Origin of the sequence: Sphingobacterium lactis, from assembly GCF_051951495.1 — a bacterium.
GTDB classification, from domain to species: domain Bacteria; phylum Bacteroidota; class Bacteroidia; order Sphingobacteriales; family Sphingobacteriaceae; genus Sphingobacterium; species Sphingobacterium lactis_A.
Genome location: NZ_JBNHAS010000001.1, coordinates 1,362,702 through 1,387,790, shown reverse-complemented (window position 1 = coordinate 1,387,790; position 25,089 = coordinate 1,362,702). Strand labels below are relative to the sequence as shown.

Annotated in this window: 22 protein-coding genes and 2 tRNA genes; 15 read left to right on the top strand and 9 right to left on the bottom strand. The window is 37.6% G+C overall.

The annotated features are described in order from the left end of the window. Positions 1–194 precede the first annotated feature (194 nt). Positions 195–968, top strand: coding sequence for a hypothetical protein (locus ACP6L2_RS05990; protein ID WP_440508362.1), 774 nt, complete (start codon positions 195–197; stop codon positions 966–968). 356 nt (positions 969–1,324) lie between these two features. Here the strand turns inward: ACP6L2_RS05990 and ACP6L2_RS05985 are convergent, their stop codons facing one another. Then, positions 1,325–1,858, bottom strand: a complete 534-nt coding sequence (locus ACP6L2_RS05985) for a DUF4304 domain-containing protein (RefSeq protein WP_440508361.1) — start codon at positions 1,856–1,858, stop codon at positions 1,325–1,327. Positions 1,859–2,080: 222 nt separating this feature from the next. After that, positions 2,081–2,154: transfer RNA gene (locus ACP6L2_RS05980), tRNA-Ile, on the bottom strand. An 89-nt stretch (positions 2,155–2,243) separates the two neighbouring features. On the opposite strand from ACP6L2_RS05980, the gene ACP6L2_RS05975 reads away from it, so the two are divergent. The 3 genes from ACP6L2_RS05975 (at position 2,244) to ACP6L2_RS05965 (ending at position 3,469) form a co-directional block, all read left to right on the top strand. Continuing rightward, on the top strand, positions 2,244–2,879 hold the full coding sequence (locus ACP6L2_RS05975; RefSeq protein WP_440508360.1) for an HAD family hydrolase: 636 nt from the start codon (positions 2,244–2,246) through the stop codon (positions 2,877–2,879). 76 nt (positions 2,880–2,955) lie between these two features. After that, positions 2,956–3,147: a 30S ribosomal protein S21 gene (gene rpsU / locus ACP6L2_RS05970; RefSeq protein WP_344674104.1), complete on the top strand. Its 192-nt coding sequence runs from the start codon at positions 2,956–2,958 to the stop codon at positions 3,145–3,147. Positions 3,148–3,397: 250 nt separating this feature from the next. After that, positions 3,398–3,469: transfer RNA gene (locus ACP6L2_RS05965), tRNA-Arg, on the top strand. 78 nt (positions 3,470–3,547) lie between these two features. Here the strand turns inward: ACP6L2_RS05965 and ACP6L2_RS05960 are convergent. Next, positions 3,548–4,186, bottom strand: a complete 639-nt coding sequence (locus ACP6L2_RS05960) for a hypothetical protein (RefSeq protein WP_344674105.1) — start codon at positions 4,184–4,186, stop codon at positions 3,548–3,550. Positions 4,187–4,206: 20 nt separating this feature from the next. Beyond that, the gene (locus tag ACP6L2_RS05955) at positions 4,207–6,513 is read right to left on the bottom strand and encodes a TonB-dependent receptor (protein WP_440508359.1); all 2,307 of its coding nucleotides are present in this window, start codon (positions 6,511–6,513) and stop codon (positions 4,207–4,209) included. A 154-nt stretch (positions 6,514–6,667) separates the two neighbouring features. Here ACP6L2_RS05955 and ACP6L2_RS05950 point away from each other — a divergent pair, with 154 nt between their 5' ends. Further along, positions 6,668–6,886, top strand: coding sequence for a hypothetical protein (locus ACP6L2_RS05950; protein WP_440508358.1), 219 nt, complete (start codon positions 6,668–6,670; stop codon positions 6,884–6,886). Positions 6,887–6,973: 87 nt separating this feature from the next. Here ACP6L2_RS05950 and xerD read toward each other — a convergent pair whose 3' ends face one another. Beyond that, on the bottom strand, positions 6,974–7,867 hold the full coding sequence (gene xerD / locus ACP6L2_RS05945; protein ID WP_440508357.1) for a site-specific tyrosine recombinase XerD: 894 nt from the start codon (positions 7,865–7,867) through the stop codon (positions 6,974–6,976). 115 nt (positions 7,868–7,982) lie between these two features. Between xerD and ACP6L2_RS05940 the strand changes: the two genes are divergently transcribed. Continuing rightward, positions 7,983–10,844: a M16 family metallopeptidase gene (locus tag ACP6L2_RS05940; RefSeq protein WP_440508356.1), complete on the top strand. Its 2,862-nt coding sequence runs from the start codon at positions 7,983–7,985 to the stop codon at positions 10,842–10,844. Between the two features lie 71 nt (positions 10,845–10,915). Here ACP6L2_RS05940 and ACP6L2_RS05935 read toward each other — a convergent pair whose 3' ends face one another. Both ACP6L2_RS05935 and lysS read right to left on the bottom strand, forming a co-directional pair. After that, a complete protein-coding gene (locus ACP6L2_RS05935) occupies positions 10,916–11,317 on the bottom strand; it encodes a hypothetical protein (protein WP_440508355.1) in 402 nt (133 codons plus the stop codon). A 785-nt stretch (positions 11,318–12,102) separates the two neighbouring features. Then, a complete protein-coding gene (lysS, locus tag ACP6L2_RS05930; RefSeq protein WP_440508354.1) occupies positions 12,103–13,821 on the bottom strand; it encodes a lysine--tRNA ligase in 1,719 nt (572 codons plus the stop codon). Between the two features lie 270 nt (positions 13,822–14,091). On the opposite strand from lysS, the gene ACP6L2_RS05925 reads away from it, so the two are divergent. The 6 genes from ACP6L2_RS05925 (at position 14,092) to ACP6L2_RS05900 (ending at position 19,052) form a co-directional block, all read left to right on the top strand. Then, entirely contained in the window at positions 14,092–14,340 is a 249-nt protein-coding gene (locus tag ACP6L2_RS05925; protein WP_344674113.1) for a type B 50S ribosomal protein L31, read from the top strand. 74 nt (positions 14,341–14,414) lie between these two features. Next, complete coding sequence (locus ACP6L2_RS05920; RefSeq protein WP_440508353.1) at positions 14,415–15,638, top strand: putative sugar nucleotidyl transferase; 1,224 nt, start codon at positions 14,415–14,417, stop codon at positions 15,636–15,638. After that, positions 15,631–16,398, top strand: coding sequence for a triose-phosphate isomerase (gene tpiA, locus ACP6L2_RS05915; protein WP_440508352.1), 768 nt, complete (start codon positions 15,631–15,633; stop codon positions 16,396–16,398). The genes ACP6L2_RS05920 and tpiA overlap by 8 nt, the downstream gene beginning before the upstream one ends. Positions 16,399–16,401: 3 nt before the next feature. Further along, positions 16,402–17,241: a 50S ribosomal protein L11 methyltransferase gene (prmA, locus tag ACP6L2_RS05910; protein WP_440508351.1), complete on the top strand. Its 840-nt coding sequence runs from the start codon at positions 16,402–16,404 to the stop codon at positions 17,239–17,241. Between the two features lie 4 nt (positions 17,242–17,245). Then, positions 17,246–18,616 carry a UDP-N-acetylmuramate--L-alanine ligase gene (locus tag ACP6L2_RS05905; protein ID WP_440508350.1) on the top strand — a complete coding sequence of 457 codons (1,371 nt, stop codon included), beginning with the start codon at positions 17,246–17,248 and terminating at the stop codon, positions 18,614–18,616. Positions 18,617–18,722: 106 nt separating this feature from the next. Next, positions 18,723–19,052, top strand: a complete 330-nt coding sequence (locus ACP6L2_RS05900; RefSeq protein WP_093096800.1) for a helix-turn-helix domain-containing protein — start codon at positions 18,723–18,725, stop codon at positions 19,050–19,052. Positions 19,053–19,219: 167 nt separating this feature from the next. Here the strand turns inward: ACP6L2_RS05900 and ACP6L2_RS05895 are convergent, their stop codons facing one another. Next, on the bottom strand, positions 19,220–20,080 hold the full coding sequence (locus tag ACP6L2_RS05895) for a sigma-70 family RNA polymerase sigma factor (RefSeq protein WP_093096797.1): 861 nt from the start codon (positions 20,078–20,080) through the stop codon (positions 19,220–19,222). A 308-nt stretch (positions 20,081–20,388) separates the two neighbouring features. Between ACP6L2_RS05895 and ACP6L2_RS05890 the strand changes: the two genes are divergently transcribed. Next, complete coding sequence (locus tag ACP6L2_RS05890) at positions 20,389–20,589, top strand: helix-turn-helix domain-containing protein (RefSeq protein WP_440508349.1); 201 nt, start codon at positions 20,389–20,391, stop codon at positions 20,587–20,589. Here the strand turns inward: ACP6L2_RS05890 and fmt are convergent. Then, positions 20,576–21,523 (bottom strand): methionyl-tRNA formyltransferase, encoded by a 948-nt coding sequence (gene fmt / locus ACP6L2_RS05885; protein ID WP_440508348.1) that lies wholly within the window; start codon positions 21,521–21,523, stop codon positions 20,576–20,578. The genes ACP6L2_RS05890 and fmt overlap by 14 nt on opposite strands. A 90-nt stretch (positions 21,524–21,613) precedes the next feature. Between fmt and ACP6L2_RS05880 the strand changes: the two genes are divergently transcribed. After that, complete coding sequence (locus ACP6L2_RS05880) at positions 21,614–22,831, top strand: ABC transporter permease (protein ID WP_440508347.1); 1,218 nt, start codon at positions 21,614–21,616, stop codon at positions 22,829–22,831. A 112-nt stretch (positions 22,832–22,943) separates the two neighbouring features. Then, positions 22,944–25,082, top strand: coding sequence for a cation:proton antiporter (locus ACP6L2_RS05875; protein WP_440508346.1), 2,139 nt, complete (start codon positions 22,944–22,946; stop codon positions 25,080–25,082). Positions 25,083–25,089 lie beyond the last annotated feature (7 nt).

The window sequence follows — 25,089 nt, the reverse complement described above, 5'->3', positions numbered from 1 at the left end:
GTGATTATTGCTAAAAATTTAGTTTCATTTTATTAGACAATATTTTAGGTTAAAAAGAAAGGTTGCTAACGTTTCATTTTTATAGATGTAAATTGTAATATTGATCCGTTATTAGATTTTGGGCCATTCTCAGTATATTGGATGAGTGTTTTATGAAATCGGCATACAATTCCATAGATAAAAAGATAAAAATTATGAATTTTAACCTAATTATAAATAAACTACAAGAGAAAAGAGGTGTATTTCATTCTGAAGATGATTTGAAATTAGAGATGGCATTAGTTATTAAGGAATTGTACCCTGGTTTCAATGTTAGATTGGAGCGACCAATTATAATTCAAATGCATTCTGTTGATGGAAAAATTATAGATGTTAGAGCGCCAATTGATATCGTTGTTTTGGATAATGAACTTAAGAAAGTTTTTCCAATTGAAATTAAATACAAAACAAAGAGGGCCTTGATTACTGATAATTTAGAAAACTTTGATTTAGCCAACCACGGAGCTAACGACGTAGGTAGATATAGTTTTAGAAAGGATATTTATCGAATTGAAAATGTGAAAATAGAAAGTCTAAATATAGAAAATCTAAAAATCGAAAAGTATGCAATTGAGAAAGGTTTTGTATTTATTCTAACAAATGATAAGGCATACTATCAAAATGATATAAGTACAAAGGGTTCATTAGACTCGAATTTCTCCTTTCACCATGGTTCAATAATAAATGCTAATTATGCTGGTTGGAATATTGAAAGCTTACCTAAAAACAAATATTTTTTTGATATAAATCTGCAAAATGATCCTTTGTTGAAAAAACACTGGACGGTAAGCAAAGAGTATTATTATAATTTGGAGTTGAAAAATGATTATTTAGTGCAATGGACAAATTATTCTGAATTTCCTTGTATTAGAGGATCCAAGCAAATTCAAGAAGTATTTAAATATTGTATCATTGAAGTAAATCGATAAACTCTATTTGAGGTTAAAAATGGTAAAATAATTGAAAGTTACAAAGACAAGAACTTAAAAATTTTAAAAGCATATTAAAAATAGTTGAATCTGATAATAAAAGTATATCTATAAATAGATGTTTTTCGAAAAACACCAAGGATGACCAAGCCTAAAAGTTGGAGATTTTGTAACAGAAATAAGGTATATCACTCATCAGAATTAATTAATCATATTGGTATAGCTGTGAAAAATAGCCATGCTTAAATCGATGTAAATGAAAGAAAGAGAATTCTTAATTTATCTTATCAGATTACTTTCCAAGTACTCCATTTGAGAATCTGGTATATAGGGTTATCATTTCTCATCATTTTGGATTATAAAGGTTTAATAATAATCTTACAAGCATCATTTAACTGACCTAATTCAGTTAGAATATAGAACTTTGTAATGTCACTAACAATTATATTATTGCTATTTGTGACAAGATCGATCCAATTGTTAAATTGATCATACTGTATTAAGAACGGAATTAAATAAGAAATGACATCATTGTTAATTTCATTAGCTATAGCTTTAAAAGCTGTATTTGTGTTTAATTCATACCAATGATCACCTTTGATTTTTAGATGCGACAATCTAGTACTGACAAGACAATCATATTCTTTTGGAAATTTTGGAATTTCTTTGTTTAGGTGTGTCTTTAAAATTCCTTTATGAAGGAGACCGACATTTATTGTAAACTCTTTTGATTCTACAGAATTCCAACGGCTTTGTTGTACATTAACACATTGTCCTATTTCTCCAATTTCTCTATAAAAATTGTTTCCATTCTTTTTAAAACCCATTGATTTTAATAGTGGGGCAATGGTATCATTAATTAAATTTTTAAGAGTTAAGTTTAAATCCATACTGATGTTATAATTATCACATTCAATAAATATATTATTATATAATGTGATAATTCAATAATTATAACAATTTAATGAGTGGAATTTTGAGGGGATAAATAGAGCTTTCAAGAGTATTTAATAACATTGAAACTCAGATTACCATGCCCTAATCATTCCCCCCAACATCCCCCCTTAAAAAAAACCAAAAGCCTGTAAGTTTTCACTTACAGGCTTTTTTAGTGCTCCCAACTGGGCTCGAACCAGTGACCAAAAGATTATGAGTCTTCTACTCTAACCAACTGAGCTATAGGAGCTACTTATTTAACATCAAAATAAAACAACCTTCTGCCTTATTTGACGATGCAATTATCGATATTTGGGACGAGAAAACAAAATTTTTTATATGCAAAATATCAAAAATGTTATTCTAGATTATGGGAATGTCATCTATATGATTGACTTTGCGCGAGTTCGACAAGCATTCCTGGATTTAGGAATTTCACAAGTAGACGAGTTTTTTGGTCACCGGGGACAAGACTCCTTATTCGATGCCTTCGACCGAGGTGAAATTACAGCTGCACAATTCCGTGATGGGGTTAGGGAAAAGGCCAACCGACCAGACCTTACCGACCAACAGATTGATGATGCCTGGAATTCCCTACTAGTGGGTGTGCCTGCCGGAAAACACGAATTATTAGAACAATTACATGCTCGATACCGTATGTTTCTCTTGAGTAACAACAATGAGATTCATTATGCCTATTGCATGAACCACATCAAAGAAGTCTATCAGGTAGAAAGTAACGATCAATTCTTTGAGAAAACCTATTATTCGCATTTGGCAGGGTTAAGAAAACCCGATCTTAAAATCTTCGAGTTGGTGCTTCAGGAAAACGATCTAGATCCTTCAGAAACCCTATTTATAGACGATAGCCCACAACATTTAGAAGGAGCGAAGCAATTAGGTATCCATACCGCATTGTGTACGAGAGAGCATCCTTTAGAAGCAATTGTGAACGAATTCGGTTTATTAAAATAACACTTGTGTAATTCATTGTCTTTCGCTACCTTTGCAGTCCAAGAATATTACGACGAAAGGAGGTATATAAAAAGCTATGATTATTGTAAATGTAAAAGAAGGAGAATCTCTAGATAGAGCATTAAAGCGTTTCAAGAAGAAATTCGAGAAAACTGGTGTATTAAGAGAACTACGCTCCCGTCAAGCTTTCGAGAAGAAATCGATCACTCGTCGTACCCAAATTAAGAAGGCGATCTACAAACAAGGATTAAACCAAGATAACGGTTAATTCCATGTTGTATAACATACAGAAAAGCCATCCCTTATCGGATGGCTTTTCTTATTTAGCAATATGCTGATATAAGCCACAGCATCCCAATAATCAATAGCAATAGGGGGATAGCTTCACCCAGAAATAGCCTGAAATTCATGCTCTTGTTTTAGGGGTTAGGAATTATGCTGGTCGAAATGAGTGGATTGATAAAAATCATGATAGCAGCTATTGAAAGCCATCAAAAAAATAGTATTTTTGGCCTGCCGCCTGCGTAGTTCAATGGATAGAATATCAGATTCCGGTTCTGCCGATGTGGGTTCGACTCCCGCCGCGGGCACTAAATACAAAAACAAGAAAGGCTAATCGATTCCGATTAGCCTTTTATTTTACACCTTACCCACTAAGGTTTTACAAATTAATGTGCGTGATCATGCTCATCTTCACCTACTAAATGCAATTCGAATTTTAAATCCAAATCATTAGCTCCACCAAATTTAGTGTAATCTTTATTGAAGATGTCTGTTTTTGTATCAAGGCTTGCTTTAACACCAGGGTTCAAGTGTCTTAATACATAGTTGAAAATAAATGTACTTGTCTCTTTCTTAACAGTAATATATCCAACTGTACCTACTTTTACTCTTGTGCCATCTGCTTTTTTATCAGCATAGGTTACAGTTAAAGCATCTTGAGGAATGCCTAATAAAAATGCAAAGTGTATGTCATCACGTTCTACGAAAGTCTGTTGGCTTTCGCGTCCTGCGAAATCCCGTACCGTTAAATTAAAACGGTAAGATTTACCTACTTCCAAGTGTACATGCGCACCTACATCAGGTAATAAGTTGTTTCCTTTGAATTCGATTTTCTCTACTTCTGCGCCCTCGAAATCATTATAGTGGAAATGATCATCATGTGCTTCTGCTTTTACCTCAGTAAAGGTTAAAGTAGCTCCTGAAACTTCTTCTTGATCAACTTCTTGTGCAGGATCATCTTTAGAACATGCGGAAAATAAGGATACAGAGATTAAAGCGATAAATAGGATATTTAATTTTTTCATGATTTTGATTTTAATGTTTTTTAAAAGTTATAGTGTAATGATAAGACGATGTTTCGTCCTTGACGATCGGCATAATACCGGAATCGATCCATATAATCCTTATAGGATCTGTTTAACAGGTTCTCTACACGTAAAGCAACAGATGCCTTGTTATTGCCCAACTGGAAAGGCTGCGCTGCATAAAAATGAAATAAATGATAAGCCGCAGGTGGAGCTGCAAAATCAGCTCCTGCCTCATAACGGTCTTGCTTAGCCACGAAGTGATGACTGAATTTGATATAGCCTTCATTCTTTCTGTCATAAGTCCATTGCAGACTATGTGTCATTTGATCCGAAGGGATATAAGGCAAATAGCTGTCTAGGTCCAGGTTTTTAGCTCGTACCACACCAGCATTCACCTGATAGCGAAATGAAGGATCTATTTTCCAATTCAAATTCAAGTCCAGCCCATAGAATAAAGCATTATGTTGCGTATAGCTAAATACAGGAAAAGTACCGCGAATGGTTTGTCTAACAGAATCCGGGTTTGGCATGGAGTAGATGTAGTTACTGATGTATTGCCCATATACATCTGCTTGAAATTGGAAGTTCTCGCTTTGTCTACTTATAGAGTTGATCCATTTATAGCCTTGCTCAGCCTTTAAATTAAGACGCCCAATCTCATAAATCCCTGCACCATGATGTAGGCCATCACTGTAGAGTTCGTTCGCTGTAGGCGCTCGCCAGGCCAATCCTAGAGATGATTTTAAACGCCACAGGTCGTTGATACGGTATAAGCCCCCTAAAGATCCCGAGAAGTTGTGAAACTCTCGGTTATCTTCCAATTTATAAAGTTGGGGAAGAGCATCATCCTTGTCCACATACTTATACCGATATCCTGCAGCATCAAAATGTCTGTAGTCATAGCGCCAACCAGCCTCGGCAGTAAATCGATTCCAGGTCTTTTGGTGCAAACCAAATAAACCAATTGACCAACTGTCAAAATTTGGAATGATCGGTGTTGTTCCAGTGCCGGGTACATTGTTATTGACTTGTGTTCCAGCCTGCATACCTATGCTATGTCCATTTTTACTTAGAATAGCTTCTAGATTCTGCGTTTCCAAAACCATGTCCGACATGGGTACATCGTCACTCACAGAACGGCGAAGATCAAACTCTTGACGGTGATTTCTCTGCCATCCGTATTGTACCTCTAACTCATAGCCGGACTGAAAACTGTTTTGGTATTTTAAGCGCCCCAATTGATGCGATACTTGTTGTCTAGGAGCACCGATATCGTAACTGAAACCATAGTTTTCCAATGGCTTTCCATGCTCAATACGTGCTAAAATATCCTCTACGGTTCCCACATGGGCACCATAGAAAACACCCAGGTCCGTTTGGAATCTGCTGTAGTAGGCATCGAATTTCTGGTTTTTAAGTTGATACTGAAGTTGCCCAGAGAAATTGAATTCCTCTACTCCAGTATTGCCTAGGTAATAGTCGGCAGCCTTGCTGTTACCTAATTTTTTACCTGAAGTCTGTACTTTCCAGCCTAATCCAGAGATGGCATTTAAACCGCCTGAAAGCTGCGCATTGACAGCCGCTCCACGACCATTGCTGTATCCAATAAGGTCAGCTAAACCTTGAATTTTAGCGGTATTAATGTTGCTTGATTTAGCAATCAATACACCCGCCAAAGCATCGGCTCCATAACGCACTGCCTGAGCTCCCTTGATCAATTCAAATTGTTCAGCTGAAAAAGGATCTATTTCTGGGGCGTGTTCTAATCCCCATTGTTGTCCTTCCTGCTTAATGCCTTGGTTCAATAAAAGGATACGGTTACTGTGAAGTCCATTGATTACCGGTTTAATAACACTATGCCCAGAGCTTAATAAACTAACCCCAGACATATTACCAAATACCTCTGCCAATACCTTGCCCTTACTCTCTTGAATCTGTTGTTCATCCAGGCTTTGTCTAACCGCCGTAACTTGCTCCTGACGTACCGCGTTCACTTGAATTTCTTCAATTCGCTGTTCATCCTGTGTCAAGGTGATGGTGATTCTATTTCCATTAATATTTTCTAAGGAAATAGTTTTACTGACATATCCTAAAGCGGTAATCTTAAGTTGATTATCCGTTTTTCCTATTGGGGTTTTAAAGCTGAATTTTCCCTCAAGATCCGTTTCCGTGGATTGATTGGAGTTCAATAAAGTTACTGTGGCAGAAGGTATGCCCTTTGCCTGTTTATCAAGGACAATGCCTTGTAAATATGATTCATTAGTCTGTGCCAATCCAACAGTCCAAAGACTAAGGAGTAGCCCTGCTAATAGCAAGTTGCGCATGTGTAATTTGAATTACCTGTAATTTGTGTATTCGTGTAAAAGAACCTGATTGATGATTAGGCTAGGGAAGGAGGTGCACGGAGCCCCTTACTATACAATTTCGGGAGAAATATAGCTAGAGTAGGCTGTGTTAAGTATTCTTTTTTGAGTTCGAATGAAAACGGTGTTAATTGCCAGTTCCATTCCAATAACTGATCGACCTGTTGCTGATAATACAAAAAACAATAGGTACAATCCTCATGATCGGATGTATGATGGTGATCGTGATGTGCGGTACTGCAGGAGGTATGATCGCCTGATGGGTGATCATGTTGATGCAGGGAAATCAAGGTCAGGGAAAGGAATATTATCCCTATCCAAGAGCTTGCAATAAATTGTTTTAAATTTCTTATCCCTGAAATCATTTGGCAAAGATACATCAAATGCAATTAGGTTGCAAGGATAAATATACTTTGTTGCGTTATGATCTCGGGTGATACTGGGTAATGACGCTTTGTAAGTACTCCTTATCAATATGGGTATAGATCTCGGTGGTCGTAATGCTTTCGTGTCCCAACATATCCTGAACAGCACGCAAATCTGCTCCACCTTCTACTAGGTGGGATGCAAAGCTATGTCTAAAGCTGTGCGGACTTATTTCTTTTCTAAGTTTTATTTTAGCGGCTAAATCTTTAATAATCAGAAAGATCATGACGCGGGAGAGCGGATTGCCTCGTCGGTTCAAGAATACGTAATCTTCCATCCCCATTTTGATGGGTTGATGGATACGCACCTCCTCCAGGTATATCTTAAGGTATTTTATCGCTTGTTCACCAATGGGTATCAGTCTTTCTTTATTGCCTTTTCCTTCGACTTTAATAAATTCAACATCGAGAAATAAATTTGAAATTTTTAGGTTACAAAGTTCTGAAACCCGCAATCCACAACCATATAATACCTCTAGAATGGCTTTATTTCTCATGCCTTCAGGGGCAGACAAGTCTATGGCAGCTATCAGATCGTCAATTTCTTGTATACTCAGTACTTGGGGGATCTTTCTCGTAATACGAGGTGTTTCTAATAATTCCGCAGGATTATTCTCCCTATCGTATTCAATTTGTAGAAAGGCGAAAAAAGTTTTGATACCTGATAATAAGCGTGCTTGGGTGTATGCGGCAATTTCAAATTCATTCATCCAGGTTAAGAATTTCTGTAAATCCTTACTGCTGATTTCGCTTAAGTTAAGCTCGGTTATGTCACAATATCGTTGTAGTTTTTGGACATCATTTAGGTAGGCATCAATGCTATTGTTGCTTAGGCCGCGTTCTAAAAGTAAATAACGCTTAAAATCCTTTTTGATACTTTCCCAATCCATTCGTTAAATATATATAAAAAAAGACGATTATTCGCCGGACACTTTAATTAACAAACAAAATATTGTATTTTGGGACATTATTTTATAATAACCGTTCTAGATTAAAAAAAAGATTATGAAAATTCTGAAACCTTTGGCTTTAGCCTTCTTATTACCATTTACGGTAGAGGTGGCGAGTGCCTATGTTCCAAGCTCAATTACTACCGAAGCAAAAGTTATCATGAAATCCGATTCGTTGAAATGGGATACAAAGTTACCTTTTGATCAAACGGTTAAGCAAGGAAAGCTAGCGAATGGCTTCCAATACTACATTCGTAAAAATACCGAGCCCGAAAAACGTGTAACCATGTATTTGGCGGTGAAGGTTGGTTCTATATTAGAAAATGATAAAGAACAAGGTTTAGCGCACTTTTTAGAGCATATGAACTTCAATGGTTTGAAGCATTTCCCTAAAAACGAGTTGGTGGATTACTTGCAACGTGCAGGCGTACGCTTCGGATCCGATTTGAATGCTTATACCGGTTTTGATGAAACAGTTTACCAATTGCCTATTCCTTCTGATGATCCTGAATTATTGAAGAATGGTCTACAGGTGATGCGTGACTGGGCTCAGGACGCGATGTTGGAGACTGATGAAATCAATAAAGAGCGTGGTATCATCATGGAAGAAATGCGTGGTGGCCGTGGTGCGATGCAACGTATGCGTGATCAATTCCTAAAAGTAATGGTGAATGGTTCCCGCTATGCTAATCGTCTACCTATCGGTACGGAAGAAGTAGTAATGCATTTCGACCCTAAGTTAATCCGTGATTTCCATAAACAATGGTACCGTCCAGATTTACAATCTATTATCATCGTAGGTGATGTAGATCCTGTACAAATGGAAAATGAGGTGAAACGCCTTTTCTCGGATATGCGCGTAGAGAAAAATCCTGCTGCTCGCACGAAATATAACATTGACCTATTAAATAAAAATCAGTTTATCAAAGTTACGGATCCAGAGATGGCCTATACTGTTGGACAGATTTTGATTAAACATAAAGAGGATAAAGTAGAAACAGTTAAGGATTACCGTCGTGAATTAATTAAAGGTATTTATACCCAAATGGTTAATGCACGTTTAGGAGAATTGATTCAGTCAGCTAATCCTCCATTTGTTCAAGCTGGTGTAGACATCGAGTCCTTAATGGGTGGCTTAGATAATTTCTCAGCTTATTTCGTTTCTAAACCTGGTGAATTTGAATCTGGTTTTAAAGCTTTAATTCGCGAATTGGACCGTGTGGATAAGTTTGGTTTTACCGAGTCTGAATTTCAACGTACTGTTTCGGCTTACAACAAGTCTAACGAAACATCTTATGTTGAGCGCGACAAGCGTAAATCGGATAGCTATGTGAACAGCTACTTGCAGCATTTCTTAAAAGATGCTCCTGCTTTAAGTGTTGAGGATCGTTATCAAATTACAAAACAACTATTGCCTACTATCACATTAAAAGAAGTAGTAGCGGTAGGTGAGGAGTATTATGTAGATAACAACCGTGATGTTGTCATCTTGGCTCCAGATGCTGAAAAAGCAAAATTACCAGAAGAAGCACTAGTGAATACTTGGTTTGCAGATGTGGATAAAGAGCAATTGACTGCTTATGAGGATAAGGTTTCTGATTTACCTTTATTGAGCAAAGAGCCAGTTAAAGGAACGATTAAATCAGAGAAAGCTATTGATAAAATCGGTGCTCGCGAATTGGTGTTGAGCAATGGTGTGAAAGTTGTTTTAAAACCTACCACCTTTAAAAATGATGAGATCTTAATCCAAGCGTATAGCCCAGGAGGTACATCTTTATACAGCGATGCGGATTATATGTCAGCTTCATTCGCTAGTAACTTAGTAAATAGCAGCGGTATTGGTCAAATGAATACCATTGAATTGCAAAAGTACATGACTGGAAAAGAGGTGGATATTAGCCCGTATATTTCAGAGCGTACTGAAGGTCTTTCTGGTTATTCGGATAAAGAAGGCTTAAAAACTGCATTTGAATTAATCTACGGTTATTTTACAGAGCCTAGAATTGATGAAGATGTTTTCCAAAGCACCATTAGCCGTAACATCACCATGTTGGCTAACCGTGAAAATGATCCAAACTTTGTGTTTAGCAAAAACATCATCAATACCTTATATGGCGATAACATCCGTCGTAATCCTGCTGATAAGAAAGAATTGGAGCAAGTAAATAAAAACCGTGCATTAGAGATCTATAAGGATCGTTTTGCTGATGCTTCTGACTTTACTTTTGTTATTGTAGGTTCATTTACTGATGAGGAAATTAAACCTTACTTGGAAAATTATTTGGCAGCTCTACCAGCTACTAACCGTAAGGAAGAAGCTAAAGATCTAAAAATCGTTGAACCAGCTAAAGGTGTTGAGAAGATTGTCAATAAAGGTCAAGAAGCGAAAGCGAATGTTCGTTTGTCCATTTACGGTGACTACAATTACAGTGATGCGGAGAATATGAACATGAGTGCGCTACAGACAATCATGTCCAATTTATTGATCAAACGTCTACGTGAAGAGGAAAGCGGTGTTTATGGAACAGGAGCTCGTGCTTCTTACTCGAAATACCCTACAGAACGTTATTCATTTAACGTAAGTTTCGGTACTAGTGTAGATAAATACAAGTCCTTGATCAACTCAACCATTGATGAATTCCGTAAGATGAAAGCAAACGGTCCAACAAAAGTTGACTTGGATAAATTCATCATTGAAGAAAAACGTCAATATGAAGTTGGTGTTCGTGAGAACAGATATTGGTTAGGTCAGATCATGGGCGCCCTTCAGGTGGGTCGTGATGTTACTTATCCTACGCGCTATGTTGAAGAATTGAATAAGGTAACTCCTGAAACAGTGAAAGCTGTAGCTAACAAGTACCTAAAAGAAGATCAATTGTTTAAGTTTATCTTATTACCTGATGAGGTGAAAAAATAAGCGAATAGCAGAAAATAATAAAAGGCTCGGAATTAATTCCGAGCCTTTTTTATTGTATTACCTAGTTCTATTTACTTTTCTTTCATCTTGACATATTGATGCTCAAAACAATCGGCACAATTTTCCTTTAGAATCAATAGACTGTCTTGTCTGATGACAGCTACCTTAATCTGGTCGCCTTCATCATAATACCAAGAATCCTGACTCATCAGTGGGATTTTCCCAAATTTCAAACTATATGGTCTGGCTGATAGTAATTCTCCATTCTGATAGCTAAAAATGCTATCCTTAGTGACCTGCAAATGTCGAGTTTGATTACTGTTCTCCGGCGTTGTTGTTCTACCTGCAAATCCTCCAGAAGATTGCTTCCATTGCCAATTCCCTTCAATCTTTGGTTTCTTAGGCCCGGATTGCCCTGTCGCACAAGACCAGATCAAGGGAGCAGCTAAACAGATATATGCCAATTTTTTCATCCTCTGTATGTTTTAAGGAAGAATTTTATCAATCCTTCTAATCTTTTGTAATACTAAACACCTAATAGTTCGGATTGTTTGAAATGCTGTTTGCTGCCTGTTTATTCTCTACCTTGAAATATGCATATCATGAGCCTGACTTTTCATCTATTACCACTCGTATCAAGTTCGTATTAGGCTCCATATTGCTTCGAGAACCCTACGGGATTGCTAAGGATCTGATAGGGATCTTGTTCGGATCTCGTTCGCTTCTAACCGAACGAGTTCCGAAGGAGATCCGAACAAGTTCCGAAGGAGATCCGAAGGGTTCTCGAATCCAACCCCTAGCTAACCCTTGCGAGAGACGATGAGACTACAGACAATAGACAACAGAAAGTAGAAAGGAAAAAGGAGAAAGTGGAAAGGAAAAAACAGATTTGTCATTTACAACTCAGAGCAAAGCGAAGAGTCTCATTTCCCTCCCCAAAGACCCCGTCATCGAGAATCGAAGATGATCGAACTTGAAACTATGTAAATCAGAAATGTTAAGTTCATTGAATATTGGATATCGGTCGAAGCATGCTTCGACCCTACGGTTAGGGTGGGTAGGGATAATAAAATCACGATTTTCTGTAGGGGCGATGCATGCATCGCCCGCATAAACATTAATTCTTTAAAACTTAACCGGTTTTGTTGTCTAATGTCTGACGTCTAATGTCTGTTGTCTGACGTCTATCATCTGTCGTCTTTCCCACAAAAAATGCCGGATATAAAAATTACATCCGGCATCCTTAAAATTTATTCGATTATTCAAACCAAGCTAAGACTTCGTCTTTTGTTGGCATGCTAATGTCTAATTTCATTTTTTTGCGCATTCCGCCAAGGTCATTGAAAACCTTGTTCGGGTTTGCTTCTTTTAACGATTCAATGGTCATGAAGCCCATTTTCTGAAGTACTGGTACCCATGCTTCTGGAATTCCTTGCTCCACATAGTCACTAACTGAAGCAACTTTAGCTGCTTTCTCAGGACGCATTTGCGGGAAGAATAGCACTTCCTGGATAGAAGGGTTGTTTGTCAAGAACATGATTAAACGATCCATTCCAATACCTAAACCTGAGGTAGGAGGCATACCGTACTCTAAAGAACGTAGGAAGTCTTGATCGATAAACATCGCCTCATCATCGCCTTTCTCCGATAATTTCAACTGATCTTCAAAGCGCTCGCGTTGATCAATAGGGTCATTTAATTCTGAGTAGGCATTGGCAATTTCCTTTCCGCAAACCATTAATTCAAAACGCTCCGTTAATTCAGGATTATCTCTATGTTTTTTGGTTAATGGGGACATCTCAATAGGATAATCGGTAATGAAAGTTGGTTGGATGAAGTTTCCTTCACATTTCTCACCAAAGATCTCGTCGATCAATTTTCCTTTACCCATGGTGTCATTTACTGGAATACCCATTCCTTTAGCCGCTTCACGAATTTGATCTTCTGTTTTACCAGTGATGTCAAAGCCTGTGAATTGTTGGATGGCAGCAGCCATACTGATTCTTGGATATGGTGCACGGAAGTCGATTTCATGCTCACCAAAGGTAGCCTTTGTTGTGCCGTTTACTTCCATAGCACAGTGCTCTAGAAGTTTCTCGGTGAAATCCATCATCCAATGGTAGTCTTTATACGCTACATAGATCTCCATTGCGGTGAACTCTGGGTTATGCGTGCGGTCCATACCTTCGTTACGGAAGTTTTTGGAGAACTCATATACACCATCAAAACCACCAACGATCAAACGTTTTAAATATAATTCATTCGCAATACGTAGGTATAAAGGAATATCCAAGGCGTTGTGGTGCGTGATAAATGGACGGGCAGCTGCTCCTCCAGGGATAGACTGCAAGATTGGAGTTTCCACTTCCATATAACCAGCGTCATTGAAGAAATTACGCATCGCGTTGAACAATTTCGTACGTTTTACGAAGATTTCCTTGTTTTGTGGATTGACAATTAAATCTACGTAACGCATGCGATAGCGTTGTTCCGGATCTGTAAAAGCATCAAAAGTTTTACCTTCAGCCTCTTTTACGATAGGAAGCGGACGCAATGATTTGGTCAATACCGTTAAAGTCTGTACGTGAATACTGATTTCGCCAGTCTGCGTGGTGAAAACAAATCCAGTAATACCAACAATATCACCAATATCTAAAAGCTTTTTAAATACGGTATTGTATAAGGTCTTATCTTCGGTAGGGCAGATGTCATCGCGCTTTACATAGGCTTGAATACGTCCTGTGGAATCTTGTAATTCCATGAAAGACGCACTTCCCATTACTCGGCGGCTCATGATACGACCTGCGAAGCTAATGCTCTTGTAGTTTATTTTATCTCTTTCGTAGTTTTCTAAAATATCTTCTGCAGTGGCGTTTACTTCAAATTTTTCTGCAGGGAAAGGGTTAATGCCTAGGTCAATTAAGGCTTGAAGATTCAGTCTTCGTTGCTGTTCTTGTTCTGATAATCCAATACTCATATTTTTTCGGACATGTAATGAACTGCAAAAGTATGAAATTAGAACTACTATACGCCATGAGCAAAGGAAAAAAGGAGATAAAAAGAAGGATTTCTTTGGAAGTATGCTAAGTTTTTGCAAATTTTGCCCATTTCTTCATGCAAGACATGTTGGGCCAAGGTGCCTATAGGTAAAAATGTGGAATGAAATATTTTCACTTTATTGTTTTTGATCAAAAAATAATTTATCTTTGCACCTCAATTGTTGAATATATAGTAATCATAAGATAAAATGAAAAAAGATTTGCATCCATCAAACTACAGATTAGTTGTATTTAAAGATATGTCGAATGACTACGCTTTCATGACTAAATCTTGTGTTGACACGAAAGAAAGTATTACTTGGGAAGATGGCAATGAATATCCATTAGTGAAATTAGAGATTTCTCACACTTCACACCCATTCTACACTGGTAAAATGAAGTTAGTAGATACAGCAGGACGTATCGATAAGTTCCGTAGCCGCTACAACAAGAAATAATTTAATTTCTGTAGAAGAATTTAAAGGGAATCCCGATAAGTCTATTATCGGGATTTTTTGCGTATTTTTACCCCATGTCGCTAACCGTAATATTATATGATAAGGCGCAGTGGCGTATGCAACTCTTGCCTTTGACAGCTACTCGGCCAGTAGGAAACCTAAGAGTCGGTATTTGTACCCTCCAGGAGAAATGGCAGTATTGCTTAAATGACTCGGTTAGTTATTTGACTACGGATTATTTACAACCTTTCTTTCATAAAGAATTACCTGCTAGCAAGGATTATTTGGTCATCCGTGCCAATATCCTTCCTTCTGATGCCTTATTAGAAGAGCTTGCGAAATTGCAGGTCGGTGAGGTATTGGTCGATCAGGAAAGCTGGATAGCCATGAAGTTGGACTACTATCCGAATGAGGTTTCCGAATTGATGCATCAGCTCAAACCAATTGCCTGTTCGATTCAGGTGGATGCTATTCAATTTCCAGAAGATATTTTCCTAAAAAACAAAGAACAACTTTTATTTGACTTCCGTTGGATTACCAAGGGGCGTAGCTCTGCATCACTAAGTTCTCAGAACATGGTATTTGGCGATTGGCTATTTATCGAGGAAGGGGCGCAGGTAGAAGGGGTGAGTCTAAATAGTTTGGAAGGACCAATTTACATTGGAAAAAATGCGAAACTGGAGGAGGGTAGCTTTTTACGAGGCTACGTAGGGATTGGAGAAGGAGCTAGGGTGAAAATGGGAGCAAAGTTATACCCCAATTTAAGTATAGGACCTGAAAGTACGGTTGGTGGAGAATTGAATAATACCGTTATCTGGGGGAATAGTGCGAAAGGTCATGATGGGTATTTAGGCTGTTCGGTTATTGGCGAAGGCTGTAACTTAGGTGCGGGTACATCAAATTCAAATTTAAAAAACAATTGGCAGTCGGTCGGGTTATTTGATTATGAAGGGCTTAAGACGCGTGATACGGGTTTGTTGAAGTGTGGGTTGATTATGGGTGATCATGCCATGTTGGGGATTAATTCTGCTGTCAATACGGGCTCTGTAATTGGGGTTGCAGCACAGGTTGCAATTTCAAATATTATTCCCAAATTTGTGCCTGATTTTAGCTGGTTAGTTGGAGACGATTTGCAAACGTATAAGTTTGATAAATTTGCAGAAATGATAATCCGAAGACAACAAATAACAGGTGCCGATTATTCCGATAATATGACCATATTTGAACAGATTTATAATCAAACAACTCGTCTTCGAGACGAGGTAATCAACAATAAAACAAAAAGTAATTATGCGTAAAAACATTGTAGCCGGTAACTGGAAAATGAATTTGGATTATGAGCAAGGGTTAAGCTTGTTTTCAGAAATTGTAAATATGGCAAAAGACGAGGTTCGTGGTGGGCAAGAGGTTGTGGTATGCAGTCCATTTATCCACTTGGCTAGCCTTGCTAAATTAGGTGCTTCGGCTCCTCATGTTTCCATCGGTGCACAAAATATCAGCCAAGAGCCTTCTGGTGCTTTCACAGGTGAGATTTCTGCTACACAGGTGAAATCTACTGGTGCTAATTATGTGATTCTTGGACATTCTGAGCGTCGTGCTTATTTCGGGGAGACCGATGAGCTATTGGCAAAGAAGGTAGATGCTGCCTTGGCGCATGATCTAGTTCCTATTTTCTGTATTGGAGAAACTAAGGAAGAGCGTGAGTCTGGTGCATTTTATGATGTTATTAAAAGACAATTAAGCAAAGCTTTATTTCATTTAGATGCTGCGGCATTTGGTAAAATAGTATTAGCATACGAGCCTGTTTGGGCAATTGGTACAGGTTTGACTGCTACCCCTGAGCAAGCGCAAGAATTACACGCTTTTATCCGTCAGACCTTGGCTGAGCAATATGGTCAAGATGTTGCGGATAATTGCAGTATCCTTTATGGGGGTTCGGCAAACCCTTCAAATGCACAAAGCTTATTCTCTCAACCGGATATTGATGGTGGATTGATTGGCGGTGCGTCCTTGAAATCGAGAGATTTCTTGCAAATTATTAATGTTTTTAACGGATAATATATGAAGTACTCAGCAGTTACTTTTACCTCCTCTGCCATGGAGGAGTGGCAAAAGGATTTGCTTGTCGCTGAATTAGCAAACCTTGGTTTTGATACTTTTGAAGATCAAGACCAAGGTTTTGTGGCTTACGTTCCTTCAGCAAGTTTGGATATCCAAGCTTTGGAAACGTTATTGTTAAATGAGGCTGGAGATTACGATTTAAGCTATGATGTTCAAGAATTGGAACAACAAAATTGGAATCAGCTTTGGGAAAGTAACTTTAGCCCGATCATTGTAGATGATCAATGCTATGTGCGTGCTACTTTCCATGAAGATAGACCAGAATTCCCTTATCAAATCATTATTGATCCGAAAATGTCCTTCGGGACAGGTCACCACCAGACTACCTCCATGATGCTTTCGTTTATTTTGGAAAACGATTTCGAAGGAAAGCGTGTTTTAGACATGGGCTGTGGAACTGGGATTCTAGCTATACTAGCTGCACAAAGAGGAGCGAAGGACTTATTGGCGGTGGATTATGACCCGATCTGTGTGGAAAGTGTTAAAGAGAATAAAATTTTGAACCATGTTTCTAATATAACAGAGAAATTAGGTTCTAAGGAAGCTATTGTAGGATTGAAGTTTGATGTCATCCTTGCCAACATCAATAGAAATATTCTTTTGGATCAGTTGGAGGTTTATGCGCAGGATTTGGGAAGTGCTGGAGATTTGTATCTTTCAGGATTTTATGATGGAGAGGATTTAGCGATATTAACGGAGAAAGCAAAGTCCTTGGGCTTTGTTTATCAAGATAAGAAAGTGCTAGACACTTGGTGTGCAGCCAAATTTATTAAAGCTTAATTCCATGCGGATTCATTTTATTGCCATAGGTGGTAGCATCATGCATAATTTGGCTATTAATTTAGCTGAACAAGGGCATCAGATTTCAGGGTCTGACGATCAGATTGTGGAGCCTTCCAAGTCACATTTGTTGGCTGCAGGTTTACTACCTAAAGAGTTAGGTTGGTTCCCTGAAAAATTAGACGAAAATGTAGATGCTGTCATCCTGGGGATGCATGCCGATAAGGATAACCCTGAATTGCTGAAAGCACAAGAGCTGGGTGTGAAGATTTATTCTTTCCCGGAATTTGTCTATGAACAAAGTGTCGATAAAACGCGAGTGGTCATCGCTGGTACGTATGGGAAAACAACCATAACCAGTATGGTCATGCATGTTTTAAAGCGATTAGGCAAGCAATTCGATTATCTGGTGGGAGCGCAGTTGGAAGGTTTCGATGACCTACTGCAATTGAATCCGGAAAATAAGCTTATTATTATCGAGGGAGATGAATATTTTGCTTCTTCTATCGATCGTAAATCAAAATTCCTAGATTATAAACCCAATATCGCCTTAATTAGTAATATTGACTGGGATCATTTTAAAACAGTGATTGCAGAAGAAGAATATTACAAGCAATTTGAAGACTTTATACGGAGTATTGTTCCTAAAGGCGCATTGATCTATAACAAGGATGATGCGAAGACGAGGGAAGTGGTGGAGCGTACCATGGATATAAAGATCAATAGACACGGTTATAAGCTTCCTGAGTACACGATTAACAAGGGGGTGACGTATTTGCACGTCGGAGAGGAGAAGATCCCTCTGAAGGTATTTGGTAAGCATAATCTTTCGAATATCGCTGGCGCCTTTACGGTTTGTGAGTGGTTAGGTGTGAAACGCGATGAATTTTACAATGCCATACAGGATTTCAAGAGCTCTATACGCTATTTGGAATTTGTTGCGAGTCAAAATGGATCGGTTGTTTATCAGGATTTTGCCCATACTCCAGGTAAGCTAAGGTCAAGTATACATGCCGTAAAAGAGCAATTTCCCAATCAAGCTCTTGTAACAATTATAGAGCTAAACGCTTATGACAGTTTGGATCAGAATTTTATTCAGGCGTATTCGGGCGCAATGGACGAATCAGATTTTGCTGTCGTATTCGTTAATACATCTCTTATTAAAGAAAAAAATATCGAAATAGGTAAATTAATTCATAGTTTATCTGAGACCTTCAAGCACCGCTCTTTTCAAGTAATAACGCAACTGTCTGATTTAGAGGTATTTTTAGAAACCTTTAAATCTGGGGGTTATAATTTGCTATTTATGAGTTCAAACAATTACAATGGCGTAAATATGACAAGTTTTGCGGATAAATTTTTGAGAAATTTTTAAGATTCTTTCAATATTTTTTTAAAATTTTAATATAGGGATTTTGAATTATAACTTATTTGTTTAAATTTGATAATTACTTAATAAATAAATATTTTACATTTTACCCATGAATGCATTAGGAAAGAAAATCAGATTACTTAGACACCAGAAGGGGTGGAGTCAAGAGGATGTAGCCAAAAGGCTAGATATCTCAATTCCAGCCTTTTCTAAGATCGAGACAGGAATTACAGATGTAAATTTGTCTAGATTAAACCAGATCTCAAAACTGTTTGGTTTATCATTAGTACAGTTATTATCAACTTCTGATCCTGAAGAAGATAAACAGATCCAAAACGAAGTTAATGAGCTGCAGAAGCGTCTTCAGGCGCGTGAAGTCGAAGTAATCGACTTGCAGAAGAAAGTAATTGACTTATATGAGCAATTACACAAGAAATAGTTAATTTCCTTTGGAATAGAGAGGTCCCCAGTTATAATTTAACTGGGGACCTTTTGTTTTAGGCAATTTCGAGCTGTCCGGTTAAAGAGGAATTGATAAAGAATAAAAAAATGCGCATCTGTTGAGATGCGCATTGCGATTATTTCTTAAAGTAAAGTTTGTTTTGTTTAACCTAAATAAGATTTTAGGATTTTGCTTCTAGAGGTATGTCTCAAGCGTTGTAACGCTTTATCTTTAATCTGACGAACACGCTCTCTAGTTAAGCTGAATTTCTCGCCTATCTCTTCTAAAGACAATTGATGGTTAGAACCTAGTCCGAAGAATAATACAATGATTTCTCTTTCGCGCTCTGTAAGAGTAGCAAGCGAACGTTTGATTTCTTCTGATAAGGACTCATCGATTAACGAGCTATCCGTATCTGGATCACTGTTTTCCAATACATCCAATAGGGTGTTCTCTTCGCCTTGCACGAATGGAGCGTCCATCGATACGTGACGACCAGAATTACTTAATGTATCAGATACCTTGTCAACGGTAGTTTCCAAGATGTCTGCTAACTCTTCTGGTGATGGTTCACGTTCGTATTCTTGCTCCAATTTAGAGAAGGCCTTGCTGATTTTGCTTAACGACCCTACCTGGTTCAAAGGTAAACGGACAATACGAGATTGCTCTGCAATTGCTTGTAGAATAGATTGACGAATCCACCAAACAGCATAGGAAATAAACTTAAAACCTTTTGTTTCATCAAAACGCTTAGCTGCTTTTATTAAGCCTAGGTTGCCTTCGTTAATCAAGTCTCCTAAAGTAAGACCTTGATTCTGGTATTGTTTTGCTACTGAAACAACGAAGCGTAAGTTGGTTTTTGTTAATTTCTCTAAAGCTACTTGATCTCCTTCGCGAATACGTTGGGCTAGGATAACTTCTTCCTCTGCGGAGATTAAGTCTACTTTGCCAATTTCATGTAAATATTTGTCTAACGATTGCGACTCACGATTCGTGATGGATTGGGTAATTTTGAGCTGTCTCATTTAAAATATATAAACCTTTCTATTCTGAAATGTTTGCAAACATAACGAATTTTATCCAATTAATTCTAATATTATTGTAAATTATTAACTCATTATGAGTTAGTTAGCGGAGTTGAGTTGATGTTAAACTCATTGCAAAAATCATTCCAAAAGTTGTTCCATTGGAAGAATATCTCCCATAACCGTAATTATTTCTAAAAAATAAAACTTTTTAATTGAAAATATACAATCCTCCTTTTATATTTATAAAACAATATGTGGAACTGATTGTTTTGAATTTATAAATTAACTTTTAACACTTTGAATATATGGCTATAGTCATACACTTAGATGAAATGATGGCAAAAAGGAAGATGTCCTTGAATGAATTAAGTGAAAAGGTTGGAATTACTTTATCCAACCTCTCCATTATAAAGAATCAAAAAGCCAAAGCCATTCGATTAAATACCTTAGATGGGATATGCAAGGCTTTGGATTGTCAGCCTGGCGATATCCTTAAATTTGTGTAATCGAATTGGGGTTTTCGAATCGGTAACCGCGAAGGAAATCGACTACATCCATGCGTTTTTTACCTTCAATTTGAAGGGATTGCAAATGAATAAAACCATCTGTAGTGGCATACTTTAGCACATTCTTTCCGTCGCAAAAAATCATTCCCGGCTGATATTGATGGTTTTGGACTTCTTTGGTTGTACTGAAAACCTTAAGATTTTTTCCATCAAGAATCGTATAAGCAGCTGGATATGGACTTAATCCTCGGATTAGATTGTAGACTTCAGCTGTATTTTTACTCCAATCAATCAAACAGTCTTCTTTGAAAATTTTTGGTGCATGTTTGACAGCATCAGATGAAGTCAAGGAGTCTTGAGAGATTGGGTTAATCTGCTTGTTCTCTATGGCATTAACCGTCTTTATCAAGAGTTCAGCACCGCTTTCCATTAATTTATCATGTACAATACCCGCATTATCTGTTTCTTCAATGGTTATTTCTTGTGACAAAAGAATATTTCCAGTGTCAATTTCATGCTGTAATAAAAATGTTGTTACTCCGGTTTTCTTTTCACCATTGATGACAGCCCAATTAATAGGTGCTGCACCACGATAGTTTGGCAATAAGGATGCATGTACATTTACAGTGCCATGTTCAGGCATATTCCAAACCATTTCAGGCAGCATACGAAAAGCTACTACCACCTGAAGATCGGCTTGGTAAGATTTTAATTGTTCAATAAATTCAGGATCTCGTAATTTTACGGGTTGCAATACTGGAATGTTGTTTTGTACTGCAAATTGCTTAACAGCAGACTCATGCATCTTTTGACCTCTTCCTGCAGGTTTGTCAGGAACTGTCACGACAGCTACAACATTTTTTCCTGCATCCAAAAGTGCTTTTAAGGAAGCCACAGCAAAGTCTGGGGTACCCATAAATATGATTCGCAACATATATTCTATTTTATTTTCTAGTGCTTGGGATTCCGTATGTACGGATGACAATTTTTTTTAACTTTGCGAAGTTACAAATTATATTTAAGCTTGAATTTTCCATATTTCCTTGCAAAGCGCATTACCCTATCCGGACAACGTACCTTCTCCAAATTGATCGTACGGGTGACCATAGGTGCATTGACTTTGGCTATTATGGCGATCATTATGGCGGTTGCCATCTTGAATGGTTTTAAAAAGGAAATTACAGAAAAGCAACGTGGTTTTTTCGGAGATATCATCTTATTGAAAAATGACACGAACGATTCCTATGTCAACTCACAAATATCGCTGAGTAAAGAGCAGATTGCCAACCTGGAAAAAAATCCTAACGTTGTTGATATCTATCCTTTTGCCACCAAAGCAGGGATTATGAATGTTAAAGGGGAAGTGGAAGGTGTCTTATTGAAGGGAATTGATAATGATTATGATCAGCAATTTCTTTCGAAGACCATCTTGGAAGGCGATACAATAAATTTTGCTGCTGAGGATGCGGAGAATCAATTGCTCATTTCATCACTGACTGCCAATCGCTTGAACCTGAAAGTAGGGGAGAGCTTCATCATGTACTTTATTCAAGAGCCCGTACGTAAGCGTAAATTCACCGTAAAAGGGATATTCAGTACCAATTCGGAGGAATTGGATAAAGTTTATGTCATCGGTTCCTTATCCTTAATTCGCAGATTGAATAATCTGACAGAAAGTGAAGTTGGAGGTTATGAGGTAAGGGTAAAGGACTTTAATCAATTGGGAGTGACAACAGAGCAAATGAATGATGCGCTGGATAACAGTATGTATGCGACCAATGTGGTGATGCAAATGCCGGATATCTTCAATTGGTTGAATATGCTGGACATGAATGATAATATCATATTTGTGTTGATGGTCGTGGTGGCTGTGATCAATATGATTTCAGCATTATTGATCAGTATTTTAGAGCGTTCTTCGATGATTGGTTTGCTTAAAGCGCTGGGCATGCAAAATAAAAGGATTAGAACCGTGTTTTTATATAATTCCTTATACCTGATTGGTTATGGTTTACTTCTAGGTAACATTTTTGCGATTCTGATTTATTTCTTTCAAACCAAGACAGCCTTTTTTAAACTCGATCCTAGTGTTTACTATGTATCCTTCGTGCCGATGGATATCTCTTGGATTACAGTACTTTGGCTAAATGTTGCGCTAGTTGGAATAGCTTTAATTACGCTCTTTATACCTTCCATGCTGATTTCTAGAATCTCACCTATCAAAACGATTCAATTCAAATAGATAGCTACAATCCAAGCGAATCTTCATAAGCTTATCCTTAAATTTCCGTATATTTCCCTTGTCGATATAGAAAAAGTCGATTAGTGGACCCGTTATTATTAGGTAGTATTATATGAACAACAAAATATTTGATCATCTTATTCATGCTTTTGAAGCACCGCTCACCAATCCTGTACTTATTTTCTCCCTGGTATTATTTATTATACTTTTATCACCCATCTTATTACGTCCAATTAAGATTCCGGGGATTATCGGATTAATTATCTCAGGGATGATTATTGGTCCGCATGGATTGAATTGGTTAGAGAAGAACTCGGCAGTAGATTTGTTTTCTACGATCGGTTTGCTCTATATCATGTTTATAGCCGGTCTGGAATTGGATATGAACGAATTTAAAAAGACCAAGCATAAAAGCTTTTTATTTGGTTTCTTTACATTCATTATCCCTATATCCATAGGTTTTCCGGTCTGTTATTATGTGCTGGACTATAACCTATTGACAAGTATTCTTATCGCTAGTATGTTTGCTACACATACCTTGGTTTCATATCCGATTGTTAATCGATATGGTATTTCTAAGAATGAGGCAGTAGCTATTACTATTGGTGGTACTATTCTAACTGATACAGCTGTTCTAATCATCTTGGCGGTGATCAAGGGGGCATCTCAGGGTGCCATTGATAATGAATTCTGGGTTACTTTGGGTATATCCTTTGCCATTTTCCTATTCATTATGTTTGGAGTGATTCCAAAGATTGCCAGATGGTTCTTTGAGAAGGTGGAGAGTGAGAAGACTGGGCACTATATCTTTGTGTTGACCGTGGTATTCTTTGCGGCATTCTTGGCAGAGATGGCTAACCTGGAGCCTATTATTGGTGCTTTCGTTGCTGGTCTTGCCTTGAATAAATTGATACCGCATTCTTCAGCTTTAATGAATAGAATTGAGTTTATTGGTAATGCGATTTTTATTCCTTTCTTTCTGATTTCCGTAGGTATGATTGTGGATATTTCAGTATTTACTAAAAGCGCAGGATGGACTGTTATTCACGTTGCTGGGGCATTGACATTTGTAGGTATTGTGGGTAAGTTTCTTGCAGCTACTGCTACACAATGGGCTTTTAAATATTCCAATAATGAGCGAAACTTAATTTTTGGATTAAGTAATGCGCATGCTGCTGCCACATTAGCTATTATCATGGTAGGTTATAACCTCGGGATTATTGATGAGAATGCCTTAAATGGTACTATCGTTCTGATATTGGTGAGTTGTATTATAGCTTCTTTGGTGACAGAGAATGCATCTAAGAAAATTGTATTGGAAGGAAGGCAACATGTGGAGCACGTCGAGCACGTAGAAGCACATGAGGAACAGATTATGATTCCTATTGCGAACCTCAATAATATGGAGGCTATATTGGATTTTGCGACTTTAATTAAATCCAATAAATCGCCCCATCCATTGAATATTCTATCGGTTGTACCAAATGATGAACAGGCAGAACGTAACTTGGTATTGGCAAGGCAGACCTTGGATAAAATATCGAAATATGCTTCAGGTTCAGAGACAGACGTAGATTTGATAACCCAAGTTGACTATAACATTGCAAACGGTATTAGTAGAGCATCCAAACAAGCTGAGGCAGACTGTTTGATTCTGGGATGGCCAAGTGCGACTAGTTTTGTGGAAAAGATAGTAGGTGAGAAGGCGGAAAGTATTTTAAATCGTACTGATGCTAATTTGATTATGTGTCGTATAGAAAAGCCTTTTATCACCAACAAAATGATCACCATTTTTGTTCCTCCATTAGCGGAGTCTGAAGTTGGCTTCCATTATTGGATGGAGAAAATGACTAAGTTGGCACAAGAGATTTCATTACCTATAATTTTTGTATGTAATGACCGCAGTAAAACAGCTATCGAAACACAATTAGAAACTATGCAATCAAGTGTTCCAGTATCCTTTGAATTGTACGAGGATTGGGACAATATCTATGGTTTAGCAACATTTAGTAATACGGATTCTTTATTGGTATTTGTATCTTCTAGATATGGAGAAGTGTCTTACCGAGATTCATTGGATGGTATTGCTAAGCGCGTTGGTAGGTATTATAAAAACCAAAACTTACTACTTATATTCCCATCGAGATTGGAAGATCAACACATCGATGAATATGAAGATATTCAGACTGCGCCAATTTTCCGTAAGATAAGTCGAGAAATTGGCAACATGTTTGGTAAGGATAAGAATTAAAAAAACA